The organism is Micromonospora olivasterospora (assembly GCF_007830265.1).
Taxonomy (GTDB): domain Bacteria; phylum Actinomycetota; class Actinomycetes; order Mycobacteriales; family Micromonosporaceae; genus Micromonospora; species Micromonospora olivasterospora.
Map to the genome: position 1 here is coordinate 2,995,352 of NZ_VLKE01000001.1, position 14,369 is coordinate 3,009,720.

Below are 14,369 nucleotides of genomic sequence, written 5' to 3' on the forward strand. Positions count from 1 at the left end.
TTCGAACACATGTACGATGACCGGCATGGCGGCAGCGGCAAGTTCGATCGACCGGTCCGGGGCAATGAGCATCACGCGTCGACTCACCGAGATCTGTGGCCCGCCCTTCGCCCGGTTCGCCGGCGCGGCCGACGAGGTCGCCGGCCGGCCGGCCCGGTGGGTGGCGGTGCCCGGCAACCCGCAGGCCGCGGCCGAGGTGCTGCGGCTGGCCGCCGCCCACGACCTGACGGTGGTGCCCCGCGGCGCCGGCACGAAGATCGACTGGGGTGCGGCACCGGAGCAGGTCGACATCCTGCTCGACACCGGCCGGCTGGCCGGGATCGGCCACCAGCAGCCGGGCGCCCCGGTGGCCGACGTCGGCGCGGGCACCCCGCTGCGGGCGGTGCAGGCGACCCTGGAGCGTACCGGGCAGCGGCTGGCCCTCGACGCGCCCTCGCCGGGCGCCACCGTCGGCGGGGTGCTGGCCGCCGACGAGGCGGGCCCGCTGCGGCACCGCCACGGCGGCCCCTGCGACCAGCTCGTCAGCGTGCGCTACCTGGACGCCGACGGTGAGCTGGTCAGTGCCGGCGGCGGCCGGCGTGGCCTGGAGCTGGCCCGGCTGCTCTGCGGGTCCCAGGGCACGCTCGGGGTGCTGGTCTCGGCCACGCTGCGGGTGCAGCCCGTGCCGGCCAGTCGGTTCTGGGTCGTCCGGCCGGTGTGGACGCCGCTGGAGGTCTACGACGTGGTCCGCGCGGTGCTGGCCGCCCGGCTGGATCCGGCGGCCGTCGAGCTGGACCTGCCCGCCCGGGCCACCCGGGTGCACCCGTCGGTCCACCCCGACCACCCGTCGATGGCGGCCCGCGCCCGCCACCCCTCGATGTTCCGGCGCCGGCTGGGCGTGACGGGGGCGGGCAGCCTGGCGGTGCTCCTGGAGGGCGGCCCCGCGGATGTCCACGAGCGGGCCGAACGCCTGCTCGCGGTGCTCGGCGACGGGGCGAGCGTGGAGCACTCGGCCCCGCCGTGGTGGCGGCGCTACCCCTTCGGCCCCGGCGAGACCGCGCTGCGCATCGAGGTGCCGATCACCGACCTGCACGCGGCGGTATACGCGCTGCGGGACGCGGCCGGCGGCCCGGTGCCGGTCCGGGGCTCCGCCGGCCAGGGAGTGGTGCACGCGGCCCTGCCCAATTCCCTGCCGCCCGAGCGGGTGGCGTCCATCGTCACCGCGGTGCGCGGGGTGCTGCTCGCCCGGCACGGCCGGTGCGTGGTGGTCGCGGCGCCCGCCCCGGTGCGGCAGGCGGTCGACCTCTGGGGCGAGCTGACGAGTCTGCCCCGGCTCCGGGCGGCGAAGGCCCACCTCGACCCCCACCAGCGCCTGGCCCCGGCCGCCTCCCCGGCGGCCTGTGACGCGCCCCCGGCGCTGGTGCTGGCCGCCCCCCGCACCCCCGCACCCCCCGCACCCCCGCACGCCGCGATCTTGCACTTTCGGCCCTTGATTCGCGTTATTAGCCCGAATTGCCGGGGCCAAAACTGCAAGTCACCCGGTCTTTTCGGGACGCCTCGCAGGCGTGAAAATGGTGGACAGGTCGCCCGCCGACGCCGATCGATCTTGGTCTAGTTGAGGCCGTCTGCAAGTCTGGCGCCGCGTGTGTGCGGTCGATGTGGCCAAGGAGTCGGGGATGGTGTGTACCCGGCTACCCGCCGCGGGTGGGCGGCGGGTGAGCCGGGTGTGGCAGGTGACGGCGACCACGAACGCGGTCAGTGACCTTGCCGCCGATCTGGTGGCGGCGGGGGTGGAGAAGGTCACCGTGGAAAGCACGTCGGACTACTGGCGGATCTGGTTCTACCTGTTCGAGGCAGCCGGGTTGGACGTGCAGTTGGTCAACGCCCGTGACGTCAAGAACGTGCCCGGGCGGCCGAAGACCGACAAGCTGGACGCGGTGTGGTTGGCCAAGCTCACCGAGAAGGGCCTGTTGCGGCCCTCGTTCGTGCCTGCGGCTCCGGTGCGGGTGTTGCGTGACTACACCCGGATGCGGGTGGATCTGGTCCGGGACCGGACCCGCTACTGGTCGAGGTTGGAGAAACTGCTTGAAGACGCCCTGATCAAGGTGTCGTCGGTGGCCTCCACCCTGCGGACGGTGTCGACGCGGGACATGGTTGAGGCGTTGATCGCCGGTCAACGTGATCCGGCGACCCTCGCCTCGCTGGCCCACGGAGCGCTGCGCCGCAAACGCAACGCCCTCATCGAGGCACTCACCGGCCGCTTCGACGACCATCACGGCGAGTTGGCCCGGATCCTGCTCGACCAGATCGACCGCCTCGACACCGAGATCGCGAAACTCACCACACGGATCGGGCAGATACTCGACGACATCGACCCACCGTCCCAGCCGGGCGGCGGCGACGGCGACACCCCGGCGCCAGACGCCCGGCGGCGCCTGGCCGAGATCCCGGGCATCAGCACCGAGTCCGCGCAACTGATCATCGCCGAGATCGGTCTGGACATGACACGGTTCCCCACCGCGGCGCACCTGGTGTCCTGGGCGAAGCTGTGTCCGCGCACCATCCAGTCCGGTACCAGCCTCACCGCGGGCAAGACAGGCAAAGGCAATCCGTACCTCAAAGGCGCCCTCGGTATGGCCGCAGCCACCGTCGCCCGCGGCAAGGGAACGTTCCTGTCCGAACGCTACCGGCGTCTGGTCACACGTCGAGGCAGAGGCAAGGCCAAGGTCGCCGTCGCCCGCTCCATCCTCGTGATCATCTGGCACCTGCTCAACGACCCAACCGCCCGTTACCACGATCTCGGCGCCGACTTCCACGAACGCCGTATCAACACCACCCGGAAGATCAACAGCCTGGTCCGGCAACTCGAAGCCCTCGGCCACACCGTCACCCTGCAACCGACAACCTGACCCCACACCCCCACCCCGCCCGGGCTGGCCATCAACACCGGGCCAGCCCACCGCGCCCAAAACCCGTCGTGGTACAGGTCATTTACCGGTCAGATCGCGGGAGCTGGGTGGGGGTGGGGGCGGGGCGGGGCGCGGGGGCGGGGAGGGGGCGGGAGGGGGTCAGAGGGGGTTAGAGGCGGTCGTTGCGGAGGACCAGGATTGCTATGTCGTCGCGGGGGGCCTCGACCGAGAAACCGATCGCGGCGGAGCGCAGCCGGGCCGCGACCACGTCGGCCGAATGGCCGGCCAGCGGGGCGGCCGACTCGCGCAGCCGCTCGGTGCCGAACAGCTCCCGGCCCCGGCGGCGCTCGGTCACCCCGTCCGTGTAGAAGACCAGCGCCTCGCCGGGAGCGAGCGGGATCTCGGCGGTCGGCGAGGCGATCGAGTCGAGCAGGCCGAGCGCCGTGCCGCCGCTGCCGACGAAGTCGGCCCCGCCGGTGGAGCGCAGCAGCACCGGCCGGTCGTGGCCGGCCAGGTGCAGGGACACGTCGAGCTGGTCGCCGTCGCCCGGCCCGACCGCCGCCATGGCCAGGGTGCAGTACCGCCCGCTGCCCCGCTCGACCAGCGTCTCGTTGAGCCGGCCCAGCACCTCGGGCAGCGGCTTGCCGTCGGCGACCAGCACCCGGATCACGTCCCGGACCAGCCCGGTGACCGCCGCCGCCTCGACGCCCTTGCCGGAGACGTCGCCGATCACCACCAGCCAGCGCCCCCCGGGCAGCGGCAGCACATCGTAGAAGTCGCCGCCGACCTCGGCGTCGCCGCCCGTCGGGACGTACTCGGCGGCGAAGCCGATGCCCTCGACCACCGGCAGCACCGGCGGCAGGAGCGACTGCTGGAGGGTGTGCGCGACGCGGCGGCGCTCGGCGTGGATGCGGGCGTTCTCGATGGCCAGGGCGGCCCGCCGGGCCACGTCCTCCAGCACGGCGACCTCGTCCGGGTCGTGCCGGTGCCGCTGGTGGCGGCCGACCGCCAGGGTGCCCAGCCGCTGGCCGCGCGCCACCAGTGGCACGGCGAAGCCCTCCATCGGCCCGCCGAGCGGCACCTGCGACCCGATCCGGGACGCCTCGCGTAGCCGCGCCTGCATCGAGTCCGGGCCGGTCTCCCGGAGCACCTTGTGCAACTGCGGCAGCACGGCCTCGTCGGCGTGGGTGGCCGCGGCCAGCCGCAGCCGCCCCCACTCGTCGGCGGTGTGCACCGCGCACCACTGGCCGAGCCGGGGCACCACGAGCTGCGGGATCAGCGCCATGGTCAGTTCGACGTCGAGGGACTGGGCCAGCAGCTCGCTCGCCTCCGCCAGGAACGTCAGCCAGGCCTGCCGGCGTACGTCGGCCCGGCGCAGCCGGTCGTTCTCCAGGTGCAGCGAGAGCCGCTCGGCGGTGAGCACGGCGAGCGGGCGCGCGTACGTGGAGGGCGCCGCGTCCAGCTCCAGCTCCCCGGCGTACGGCCGGTGCACCGCCAGCGGCACCCGGAGCAGCTCGTTGCCCTCGCGCGGGGCGCGGCCGTAGCGGGCCAGCACCTGCCTGCCCTGCCCGTCGCCCCGGTCCAGGCGTACCGCGCCGCCGGCCGCGCCGACCATCTCGGCCAGCCGGGCGAGCAGGTCGGTGGCGAAGTCGGGCAGCGGGTCCTCGGCGTACGGCTCGGGGGCGGTCTGCATCAGCTCGCTGACCGCCCCGGCGCTCGGCCCGGGGTGCTCGGCCGGGGCGCCCCCACCGGCGGCCGCGGCGGCCGGACCGACGGCGACGCCCGCCCCCGGCGTGGCGGCCCGCTGCTCGGCGCCGGCGTCGGGGCGGTCCAGCCGGAACCACACCCCCTTGCCGGTGGGCAGGTACGTGGTGCCCCACCGGCTGGCGAAGTGGTCGACCAGCAGCAGCCCCCGGCCCCGCTCCGAGACCTCGCCGATCTCCGCGCTGTCGTTGCGGACGCCGACGTTCAGCTCGTCGACCGTGCCGGGGGCGAAGTCGGAGACGGTGACGGTGAGCCCGACATCGTCCGCGACGACCTCGATGTCCAGTTCGGTGCGGGCGTGCTCGACGGCGTTGGTGGTGAGCTCGGTGGTCAGCAGCAGGGCCTCGTTGAGCAGGTCGTCGAGGTACGCGGCGGCGAGCACGGACCGGACCAGGGCGCGCGCAGCGGCCGGCGTCCGGCGGTCGGCGGGCAGCCGTACGCGCCGGACGCGCTCGTCCGGACCGCCGATCCCCGCCGGCCCCACCTCCGGTGACATCCCTCGTATCCTCCACCGCCGCCCCACCGGAAGCCAAGCCGTACCGGTCGGAAGCCAAGCCGTACCGGTCGGAAGCCAAGCCGTACCGGTGAGCTGGATCGATCCGACGGGCGTGGCGGGCCTGCGGCGGCGCGACATCGACAGTCACGCGGGCACAATGGTGGGATGGCCAGTGCGTCGGCATGCGCCCGGCATGCCCGGATGCGCCGGCGGCCCCCGAAACTGAGCGAGGAATGATGACCACGGCGAAAAACTCCGCAGCCGCGGACCCCTCCGCGCCGGATCAGGCCGCCATGCTCAGCGAGCTGGCGGAGGCGTTGCGCCGGGTGCGCACCGGCGACCTGAAGGTGCGCCTGCCCCGCCGCGCGGGCGTGGCCGGCGAGGTGGCGGACGCGTTCAACGACGTGGTGGCGCTCCAGGAGCGGCAGCACCTCGACCTGCGCCGGATCAGCCGGATCGTCGGCCGGGACGGCCGGCTCACCGAGCGCCTCGACGAGGAGGGGCTGGAGGGTTCCTGGGCCGAGGGCCAGCGGGCCGTCAACTCGCTGATCGACGACCTGGGCCGCCCGACGACGGAGATCGCCCGGGTGATCGTGGCGGTGGCCGACGGGGACCTCTCCCAGCAGATGGCGCTGGAGATCGACGGTCGGCCGCTGCGCGGCGAGTACCTGCGGATCGGCCGCACGGTCAACACCATGGTCGACCAGCTCTCGTCCTTCTCCAACGAGGTGACCCGCGTCGCCCGGGAGGTGGGCACCGAGGGCGAGCTGGGCGGCCAGGCCGACGTCCGCGGCGTGGCCGGCACCTGGAAGGACCTCACCGACTCGGTGAACACCATGGCGTCGAACCTGACGTACCAGGTGCGGTCGATCTCACAGGTGGCCACGGCGGTGGCCCGGGGCGACCTGTCGCAGAAGATCACGGTGTCGGCGAAGGGCGAGGTCGCCGACCTGGCGCACACCATCAACTCGCTCACCGACACGCTGCGCCTGTTCGCCGAGCAGGTGACCCGGGTGGCCCGGGAGGTGGGCACCGAGGGGAAGCTCGGCGGCCAGGCTGAGGTGCCGAACGTCGCGGGCACCTGGAAGGACCTGACCGACAGCGTCAACTCGATGGCGTCGAACCTGACCGCGCAGGTGCGCAACATCGCCCAGGTCTCGACCGCCGTCGCGCGGGGTGACCTGTCGCAGAAGATCACCGTCGCCGCGCAGGGCGAGATACTGGAACTCAAGGACACCGTGAACACGATGGTGGATCAGCTGTCGTCGTTCGCGGACGAGGTGACCCGGGTGGCCCGCGAGGTGGGCATCGAGGGCAAGCTGGGCGGCCAGGCCCAGGTGCGCGGCGTCTCGGGCACCTGGCGCGATCTCACCGAGAACGTCAACCAGCTCGCCGGCAACCTGACCAGCCAGGTCCGCAACATCTCCCAGGTGTCCACGGCGGTGGCGAAGGGTGACCTGTCGCAGAAGATCACCGTGGATGCCCAGGGCGAGATCCTGGAGCTGAAGAACACCGTGAACACGATGGTGGATCAGCTGTCGTCGTTCGCGGACGAGGTGACCCGGGTGGCCCGCGAGGTGGGCACGGAGGGCAACCTGGGCGGTCAGGCGCAGGTCAAGGGCGTTTCGGGTACGTGGCGGGACCTGACGGACAACGTGAACTCGATGGCGTCGAACCTGACGTCGCAGGTGCGCAACATCGCCTCCGTCACCACGGCGGTGGCGAAGGGTGACCTGTCGCAGAAGATCACGGTCGACGCCCGGGGCGAGATCCTGGAGCTGAAGTCGACGGTGAACACGATGGTGGATCAGCTGTCGTCGTTCGCGGACGAGGTGACCCGGGTGGCCCGCGAGGTGGGCACCGAGGGCAAGCTGGGCGGGCAGGCCCAGGTGCGCGGCGTCGCCGGGACCTGGCGCGACCTGACCGACAACGTGAACTCGATGGCGTCGAACCTCACGGCGCAGGTGCGCAACATCGCCCAGGTGTCCACGGCGGTGGCGAAGGGTGACCTGTCGCAGAAGATCACGGTCGACGCGCAGGGCGAGATCCTGGAGCTGAAGTCGACGGTGAACACGATGGTGGATCAGCTGTCGTCGTTCGCGGACGAGGTGACCCGGGTGGCCCGCGAGGTGGGCACCGAGGGCAAGCTGGGCGGTCAGGCGCAGGTCAAGGGCGTTTCGGGTACGTGGCGGGACCTGACGGACAACGTGAACTCGATGGCGTCGAACCTGACGTCGCAGGTGCGCAACATCGCCTCCGTCACCACCGCCGTGGCGAACGGCGACCTGTCGCAGAAGATCACCGTGGACGCGCAGGGCGAGATCCTGGAGCTGAAGAACACCGTCAACACGATGGTGGATCAGCTGTCGTCGTTCGCGGACGAGGTGACCCGGGTGGCCCGCGAGGTGGGCACCGAGGGCAAGCTGGGCGGTCAGGCGCAGGTCAAGGGCGTCTCGGGCACCTGGCGGGACCTGACGGAGAACGTCAACCAGCTCGCCTCGACGCTCACCACCCAGCTGCGGGCCATCGCCCAGGTGTCGACCTCGGTGACCCGGGGCGACCTGACCCAGCGGATCGCCGTCGAGGCGCAGGGCGAGGTCGCCGAGCTGAAGGACAACATCAACCAGATGATCGTCACCCTCCGGGAGACGACGAAGAAGAACGCCGAGCAGGGCTGGCTCGACTCGAACCTGGCCCGGATCGGCGGCCTGCTCCAGGGCCAGCGCGACCTCGGCGAGGTCTGCCGGATGATCATGTTGGAGGTGACCCCGCTGGTGGACGCGCAGCTCGGCGCGTTCTTCCTGGCGGACGCCTCCGACGGCAGCATGCGGCTGCGGCTCACGGCCTCGTACGGGTACGTCGCGCGCGGCCACGACGTCACGTTCGGGCCGGGCGAGGGGCTGGTCGGGCAGGCCGCGCTCTCTCGCCGGACGATCCGGGTGAGCGCCGCCCCGGACGGCCGGCTCACGCTGCGTTCCGGGCTGGCCGACACCCCGCCGGCCGACCTGGTGGTGCTGCCCGTGCTGTTCGAGGGCGAGCTGCTCGGGGTGATCGAGTTCGCGAACGTGGCCGCGTTCTCCGACCTGCACCTGGCGTTCCTGGAGCGGCTGGTGCTCACCATCGGCGTGGCGGTCAACACCATCCAGGCCAACCGGCGTACGGAGGAACTGCTGGCCCAGTCCCAGCGGCTGGCGCACGAGCTCCAGGAGCAGTCGGCCGAGCTGCAGCGCACCAACGCCGAACTGGAGGACAAGGCCAAGCTCCTGTCGGAGCAGAAGGGCAACATCGAGACGAAGAACCGGGAGATCGAGCTGGCCCGGCTCGGCCTGGAGGAGAAGGCGCGGCAGCTCACCCGGGCCTCGGCGTACAAGTCGGAGTTCCTGGCCAACATGAGCCACGAGCTGCGTACGCCGCTGAACTCCCTGCTGCTGCTGTCCCGGCTGCTGGTGGAGAACTCGGAGCGCAACCTCACCCCGAAGCAGATCGAGTTCGCCCGGACGATCCACAGCGCCGGGTCGGACCTGCTCTCGCTGATCGACGACATCCTCGACCTGTCCAAGATCGAGGCGGGCCGGATGGACGTGGAGCCGACCGAGGTCCGGTTCGACGAGATTCGCGCGTACGTCGAGCAGGCCTTCGCCCGGCTGGCCGAGGAGAAGGGTCTCGACTTCCACGTACGGGTCGCCGACGATCTGCCTCCGGCGCTGGTCACCGACGCCCAGCGGCTGCAGCAGATCCTGCGCAACCTGCTCTCCAACGCGGTCAAGTTCACCGACGACGGGGCGGTGACGCTGAAGATCGCGCCCGCGCCGGAGAACGCCGTGTTCGACGTGCCGGCCCTGACCAACGCCCGGCAGGTGATCGCCTTCACGGTGATCGACACCGGCATCGGGATCTCCGACGACAAACTGTCCCTGATCTTCGAGGCGTTCCAGCAGGCGGACGGCACGACCAGCCGCCGCTACGGCGGCACGGGGCTGGGCCTGTCGATCAGCCGGGACCTGGCCCGCCTGCTCGGCGGCGCGATCGCCGTGGCGTCGGCGCCCGGCGCGGGGTCGACGTTCACGCTGTACGTGCCGGACGTGCTGGCGCCGGACGCGGTGGTCGCCCCGGCGCCGCCGTCGCCGGCCCGGGCGGGCCTGCCGTCGTCGCTGCTGATGCCGCCGCCCGAGCTGCCGGAGCCGGCCGAGACGCCGGCCACCCGCCGCCTGGAGGGCGTCACCGTGCTGATCGTCGACGACGACGTGCGGAACGTCTTCGCGCTGACGAGTGCATTGGAACTGCACGGGATGACCGTGCTGTACTCGGACAACGGGGCGGACGGCGTCCGCCTGCTGGCCGAGCATCCGGAGGTGGACATCGTGCTGATGGATGCGATGATGCCCGACCAGGACGGATACGAGACCACCCGGCAGATCCGACGTAACCATCGGTTCGCCGACCTCCCGGTCGTCTTCCTGACCGCGAAGGCGATGCCGGGCGACCGCGAGTCCGCACTCGCGGCGGGGGGCAGCGACTACATCACCAAACCGGTCGACCTGGACGAGCTGATCGAGTTGATGGCGTCCTGGGTGAGCGACGGCCGAGGCGAGGAGAATCTGTGAGCCAGACGGCCAAGGCGCTGCTGGTCGACGACCGGCGGGAGAACCTGATGGCCCTGGAGGCCATCCTCCAAGGGCTTCCGGTGCAGTCGGTCGCCGTGGAGAGCGGCGAGGCGGCACTCAAACAGCTGCTGGTGGACGACTTCGCGGTCATCCTGCTGGACGCGCAGATGCCGGACATGGACGGCTTCGAGACCGCCAGCCACATCAAGCGGCGGGAGCGCACCCGGCACGTACCGATCATCTTCCTGACGGCGGCGGACAAGGACGCCCAGCTCGCCCTGCGCGGGTACGCGGTCGGCGCGGTGGACTACCTGACCAAGCCGTTCGACCCGTGGGTGCTGCGGGCCAAGGTGTCGGTCTTCGTCGAGCTGTGGGTGAAGACCCGCCAGCTCGCCGCCCAGTCGGACCTGGTCCGGGAGCGCGAGGCGCAGTGGCGCGTGCTCACCGACGCGGTGGACGAGGCGAGTGCCCTGCTCCGCGCCGACGACCCCGAGTCCCGGGCCCGGGCGCTGGACCTGCTCGAACAGGCCCGCTGGGGCAACCCGGACTGACCTGTCCGGCGGGCGGTGGCCCACCGAGCCGAGCTTGTCAGGTCAGGCGGGGCCCGCCGCGCCGACGGTGTCAGGCGGGCGGTGGCCGCCGCGCTGATCCTGTCAGGCGGGCGGTGGCCCGCCGCGTTGATCCTGTCAGGCGGGCGGTGGCCCGCCGTGGCCGGTGGCGGCGCGGCGGGCCCGCCACCGCGCGCCGAGCGAGTCGATCTCCTCCTGGACGAAGAGGAAGAAGTCCAGCATCTCGGCGACCCGCTCCCCGGCCGGGGTGGTCCGCCCGAGCGCGTCGACGCCCCCGCCGGCGATGTCGATGAAGTTCTTGTAGAGGCCGGTCTTGGTGATCGTGGCCTCGTACCAGGGGTTGTCCGGCACCCGGTAGCGGTCCCGGCGGGAGCGCGGCACCGGCTCCCGGATCAGCATCCCGAACTGGGTCAGGTACCGGACCGCGCCGGAGACCGCCGCCGCGCTGACCCCGAGCCGCTCGCCGATCTCGGCGGCGGTCAGCGGGTCGTCCGCGCTCATCACCGCGAACAGCACGCGGGCGGCCATCCGGGGGAACCCGACCTCCGCGAAGGCCATGGCCATCCTCTCGACGAAGAGGTGGACCTCCTCCTCGTTGGGGCGGGTCGGGTCGGCGGCGGTCATTCCTGGCTGCTCCTCGGCGTCCGTCGGGTATCTGATGGTGCCCCAGCTCCCACAGTCTTCACAAGTTTGTGAAACAAGCGTAGCTTCCGAAGTATGGAAACTCCCATAGAGGTTTCCGGCCTGGTCAAGACCTTCGGCCGGACCCGGGCGCTCGACGGACTCGACCTCACCGTCCGCGCCGGCGAGGTGCACGGCTTCCTCGGCCCCAACGGCGCCGGCAAGTCCACCACCATCCGGGTGCTGCTCGGCCTGCTGCGAGCGGACGCGGGGGCCGTCCGCCTGCTCGGCGGCGACCCGTGGCGGGACGCCGTCGCCCTGCACCGCCGCCTGGCGTACGTGCCGGGCGACGTGACCCTCTGGCCCAACCTGACCGGGGGCGAGGTGATCGACCTGCTCGGGCGGATGCGCGGCGGCGTCGACCGCGCCCGCCGCGACGAGCTGCTGGAGTCGTTCGAGTTGGACCCGCGCAAGAAGGGCCGGGCGTACTCGAAGGGCAACCGGCAGAAGGTCGGCCTGGTCGCCGCCCTCGCCTCCGACGCCGAGCTGCTGATCCTCGACGAGCCGACCTCCGGGCTGGACCCGCTCATGGAGGAGGTCTTCCAGCACTGGGTGGGCCGGGCCCGCGACCAGGGGCGCACCGTGCTGCTCTCCAGCCACATCCTCGGCGAGGTCGAGGCGCTCTGCGACCGGGTGACGATCATCCGCAACGGCCGCGCCGTGGAGACCGGCACCCTGACCGAGCTGCGCCACCTCCAGCGCACCTCCGTCGACGCCGACCTGGCCGGGCCGCCGCACGGGCTGGCCGACCTGCCCGGCGTACACGACCTGCGCATCGACGGCCACCGGGTCCGCTTCGACGTGGACACCCCGGCCCTCGACGGCGCGCTGCGCAGGCTGACCGAGATCGGCGTACGGAGCCTGGTGAGCCGGCCGCCGACGCTGGAGGAGCTGTTCCTGCGGCACTACGAGGCCGTGCCTGAGGTGGCTTCCCGGTGAGCGCGAGGAGTGAGCGGGGTTTGCGAGCCCCGCAGTCGCGAACGAAAGGTGGCACCCGGTGAGTGCGAGGAGTGAGCGGGGTTTGCGAGCCCCGCAGTCGCGAACGAAAGGTGGCACCCGGTGAGTGCGAGGAGTGAGCGGGGTTTGCGAGCCCCGCAGTCGCGAACGAAAGGTGGCACCCGGTGAGCGCGAGGAGTGAGCGGGGTTTGCGAGCCCCGCAGTCGCGAACGAAAGGTGGCACCGTGACCGGCACCCGGCATCTCGCCCGGCTGATCCTGCGCCGGGACCGCGTCCTGCTGCCGATCTGGGTGCTGCTGATCGCGGCGCTGCCGGCGAGCTACGCCACGACGTACGCCGAGCTGTACCCGAGCGCCGCCGAGCGGGCCGCGTACGCGGCCACCACCGCCGGCAACCCGTCGATCGTGGCGTTGCTCGGCCCGGTCCACGGCGACAGCGTCGGCGCGCTCGCGGCCCAGCGCGCCGGGCTGCTGCCCCTGATCGTGGGGCTGATCAGCCTGCTCGTCGTCGTCCGGCACACCCGCGCCGAGGAGGAGGCGGGCCGGCGGGAGTTGCTCGGCGCCACGGTCCTCGGCCGGTACGCCGGGCTCGCCGCCGCGCTGCTCGTGACGTACGCCGCGGACCTGCTGCTCGGGCTGCTCGTCGCCGGTGGCCTGGTCGCCACCGGCCTGGCGGCGGCCGGCTCACTGGCGTTCGGGCTGTCGGTCGCCCTGACCGGGATCGCCTTCGCCACCGTGGGCGCCCTCGCGGCGCAGCTCACCGAGAGCGCGGGCGGCGCCCGGGGGTTGGGCGTCGGGGTGCTCGGGGTGGCGTACCTGCTCCGGCTGGCTGGGGACGCCGGCGGGACGGAGTGGCTGAGCCTGCTCTCCCCGCTGGGCTGGGCCCAGCGCACCCGCCCGTACGCCGGGGAGCGCTGGTGGCCGCTGGCGCTGCTGGCCGGGCTGGCCGTGCTGGTGGGTGTGCTGGCGTTCCGGCTCTCGGCCCGCCGGGACCTCGGGGCCGGCGTGCTGCCGGCGCGACTCGGCCCGGCCGCCGCCGGCCCGGCCCTCGCCGGCCCCTGGGGGCTGGCCTGGCGGCTGAACCGGGTCGCGCTGCTCGGCTGGGCCGTCGGAGCGGCTGCGCTCGGCGCGGTGCTGGGCGGCGCCGCCGAGGCGGCCGGGGACGCGGTACGGGGCAACGAGGCCGCCGCCCGGCTGCTCGAGCGCCTGGGCGGTTCGGCGTCGGTCGCCGAGGCGTACCTCGGGGCGACCCTGAGCATCACCGCGCTCGCCGCGGCCGGCCACGGCATCCAGGCCGCCCTGCGGATGCGTACCGAGGAGGCCGGGCAGCGCGCGGAGCCGGTGCTCGCCAGCGGCGTGAGCCGGTCCCGGTGGTTGCTCGGCCACCTCGGGTTCGCGCTGCTCGGGCCGGCGGTGATGCTGACGGTGACCGGCCTGGTCACCGGGCTCGCCTACGGGCTCAGCGTCGGCGACGTGGCCGGCAGGGTGCCGCGGCTGACCGGGGCGGCGCTGGCCCAGGTGCCGGCGGTCTGGGTGCTGGTCGGGCTCGCCGTGCTGCTGTTCGGCCTGCTGCCCCGGATCAGCGTCGGGGCGGCCTGGGGGGCGCTCGCCGCCTGCCTGCTGCTCGGCCAGCTCGGCGCGATCCTGGACCTGAGCCGGTGGCTGCTGGACCTGTCCCCGTTCACCCACACCCCGCAGGTCCTCGGCGGCCCGGTCTCCGCCCCCCCGCTGCTGGCGCTGACCGCCACTGCCGCCGCCCTGGCTCTGGCGGGCCTGGCCGCCTTCCGTCACCGCGACGTCCCGACCTGACCGCAGGGCCGCGGCGCGCGTCGGGCCCGGGGGCCGGCGAGGGCCTCGTCGATCATGGAGTTGGCGGCGTTTCCGATCTCCGCGGTGCCGCCAACGCCATGATCAATAGCAGGGGAGACGGGGTCGGGCGTCAGCCCGCCGGGTGGCCGTTGCGGATCATCAGGGCCGAACGGAGGCCGGTGATGTCCAGGACGCGGAGCAGGAAGTCGCCCACGTTGGTCAGGACGAGCAGGCTCTGGGAGCGGCTGGCCTTGCGGCTCAGCACGACCAGGGTGCCCAGCCCCTGGGAGTCGCAGAAGGTGACCCCGCCCAGGTCGAGGACGACCCGCGGGGGCGCATCGGTGAGCACCTCGTTGACGACGGTCGACAGTTGGGCGGCCGTGAGCATGTCGATCTCACCGGCAAGGCGAAGCACGACTTCATCGCCTGTCCGATGTACCGTGATGGACAGTTCGGCACGATCCACCGCGTCAGCCTATCGCGATCTCGCCGGCCCGGCCCGTCGAGCCGACCAGACGTCGATCGAGGCTGCCCGACGCCGCCGACCGGCCGCCGCAGCCGGTCCCGGACGCCCGCCCGCCGGCCGTTCTCCGCCCCGCGCC

General features: G+C 72.8%; 9 protein-coding genes. 6 read left to right on the top strand and 3 right to left on the bottom strand.

What is annotated here, in order from left to right; genetic code table 11:
* Positions 1-64: 64 nt before the first annotated feature.
* A complete protein-coding gene (locus tag JD77_RS13735) occupies positions 65-1,594 on the top strand; it encodes an FAD-binding oxidoreductase (RefSeq protein ID WP_425463567.1) in 1,530 nt (509 codons plus the stop codon).
* Positions 1,595-1,622: 28 nt separating this feature from the next.
* The gene (locus JD77_RS13740) at positions 1,623-2,888 is read left to right on the top strand and encodes an IS110 family RNA-guided transposase (RefSeq protein WP_281292102.1); all 1,266 of its coding nucleotides are present in this window, start codon (positions 1,623-1,625) and stop codon (positions 2,886-2,888) included.
* A 169-nt stretch (positions 2,889-3,057) separates the two neighbouring features.
* Here the strand turns inward: JD77_RS13740 and JD77_RS13745 are convergent, their stop codons facing one another.
* Positions 3,058-5,148, bottom strand: a complete 2,091-nt coding sequence (locus JD77_RS13745) for a SpoIIE family protein phosphatase (RefSeq protein WP_145774739.1) — start codon at positions 5,146-5,148, stop codon at positions 3,058-3,060.
* Positions 5,149-5,381: 233 nt separating this feature from the next.
* Here JD77_RS13745 and JD77_RS13750 point away from each other — a divergent pair, with 233 nt between their 5' ends.
* A complete protein-coding gene (locus JD77_RS13750; RefSeq protein WP_425463568.1) occupies positions 5,382-9,752 on the top strand; it encodes a HAMP domain-containing protein in 4,371 nt (1,456 codons plus the stop codon).
* The gene (locus tag JD77_RS13755) at positions 9,749-10,303 is read left to right on the top strand and encodes a response regulator (RefSeq protein WP_145774741.1); all 555 of its coding nucleotides are present in this window, start codon (positions 9,749-9,751) and stop codon (positions 10,301-10,303) included. Before JD77_RS13750 ends, JD77_RS13755 begins: the two co-directional genes overlap by 4 nt.
* 135 nt (positions 10,304-10,438) lie before the next feature.
* Here JD77_RS13755 and JD77_RS13760 read toward each other — a convergent pair whose 3' ends face one another.
* A complete protein-coding gene (locus JD77_RS13760) occupies positions 10,439-10,945 on the bottom strand; it encodes a GbsR/MarR family transcriptional regulator (protein WP_145774742.1) in 507 nt (168 codons plus the stop codon).
* Positions 10,946-11,038: 93 nt separating this feature from the next.
* Here JD77_RS13760 and JD77_RS13765 point away from each other — a divergent pair, with 93 nt between their 5' ends.
* Both JD77_RS13765 and JD77_RS13770 read left to right on the top strand, forming a co-directional pair.
* Positions 11,039-11,941, top strand: a complete 903-nt coding sequence (locus tag JD77_RS13765) for an ABC transporter ATP-binding protein (RefSeq protein ID WP_145774743.1) — start codon at positions 11,039-11,041, stop codon at positions 11,939-11,941.
* A gap of 242 nt (positions 11,942-12,183) precedes the next feature.
* On the top strand, positions 12,184-13,767 hold the full coding sequence (locus JD77_RS13770; RefSeq protein WP_145774744.1) for an ABC transporter permease: 1,584 nt from the start codon (positions 12,184-12,186) through the stop codon (positions 13,765-13,767).
* A 130-nt stretch (positions 13,768-13,897) separates the two neighbouring features.
* Here the strand turns inward: JD77_RS13770 and JD77_RS13775 are convergent, their stop codons facing one another.
* The gene (locus JD77_RS13775) at positions 13,898-14,233 is read right to left on the bottom strand and encodes an STAS domain-containing protein (protein ID WP_145774745.1); all 336 of its coding nucleotides are present in this window, start codon (positions 14,231-14,233) and stop codon (positions 13,898-13,900) included.
* Positions 14,234-14,369 lie beyond the last annotated feature (136 nt).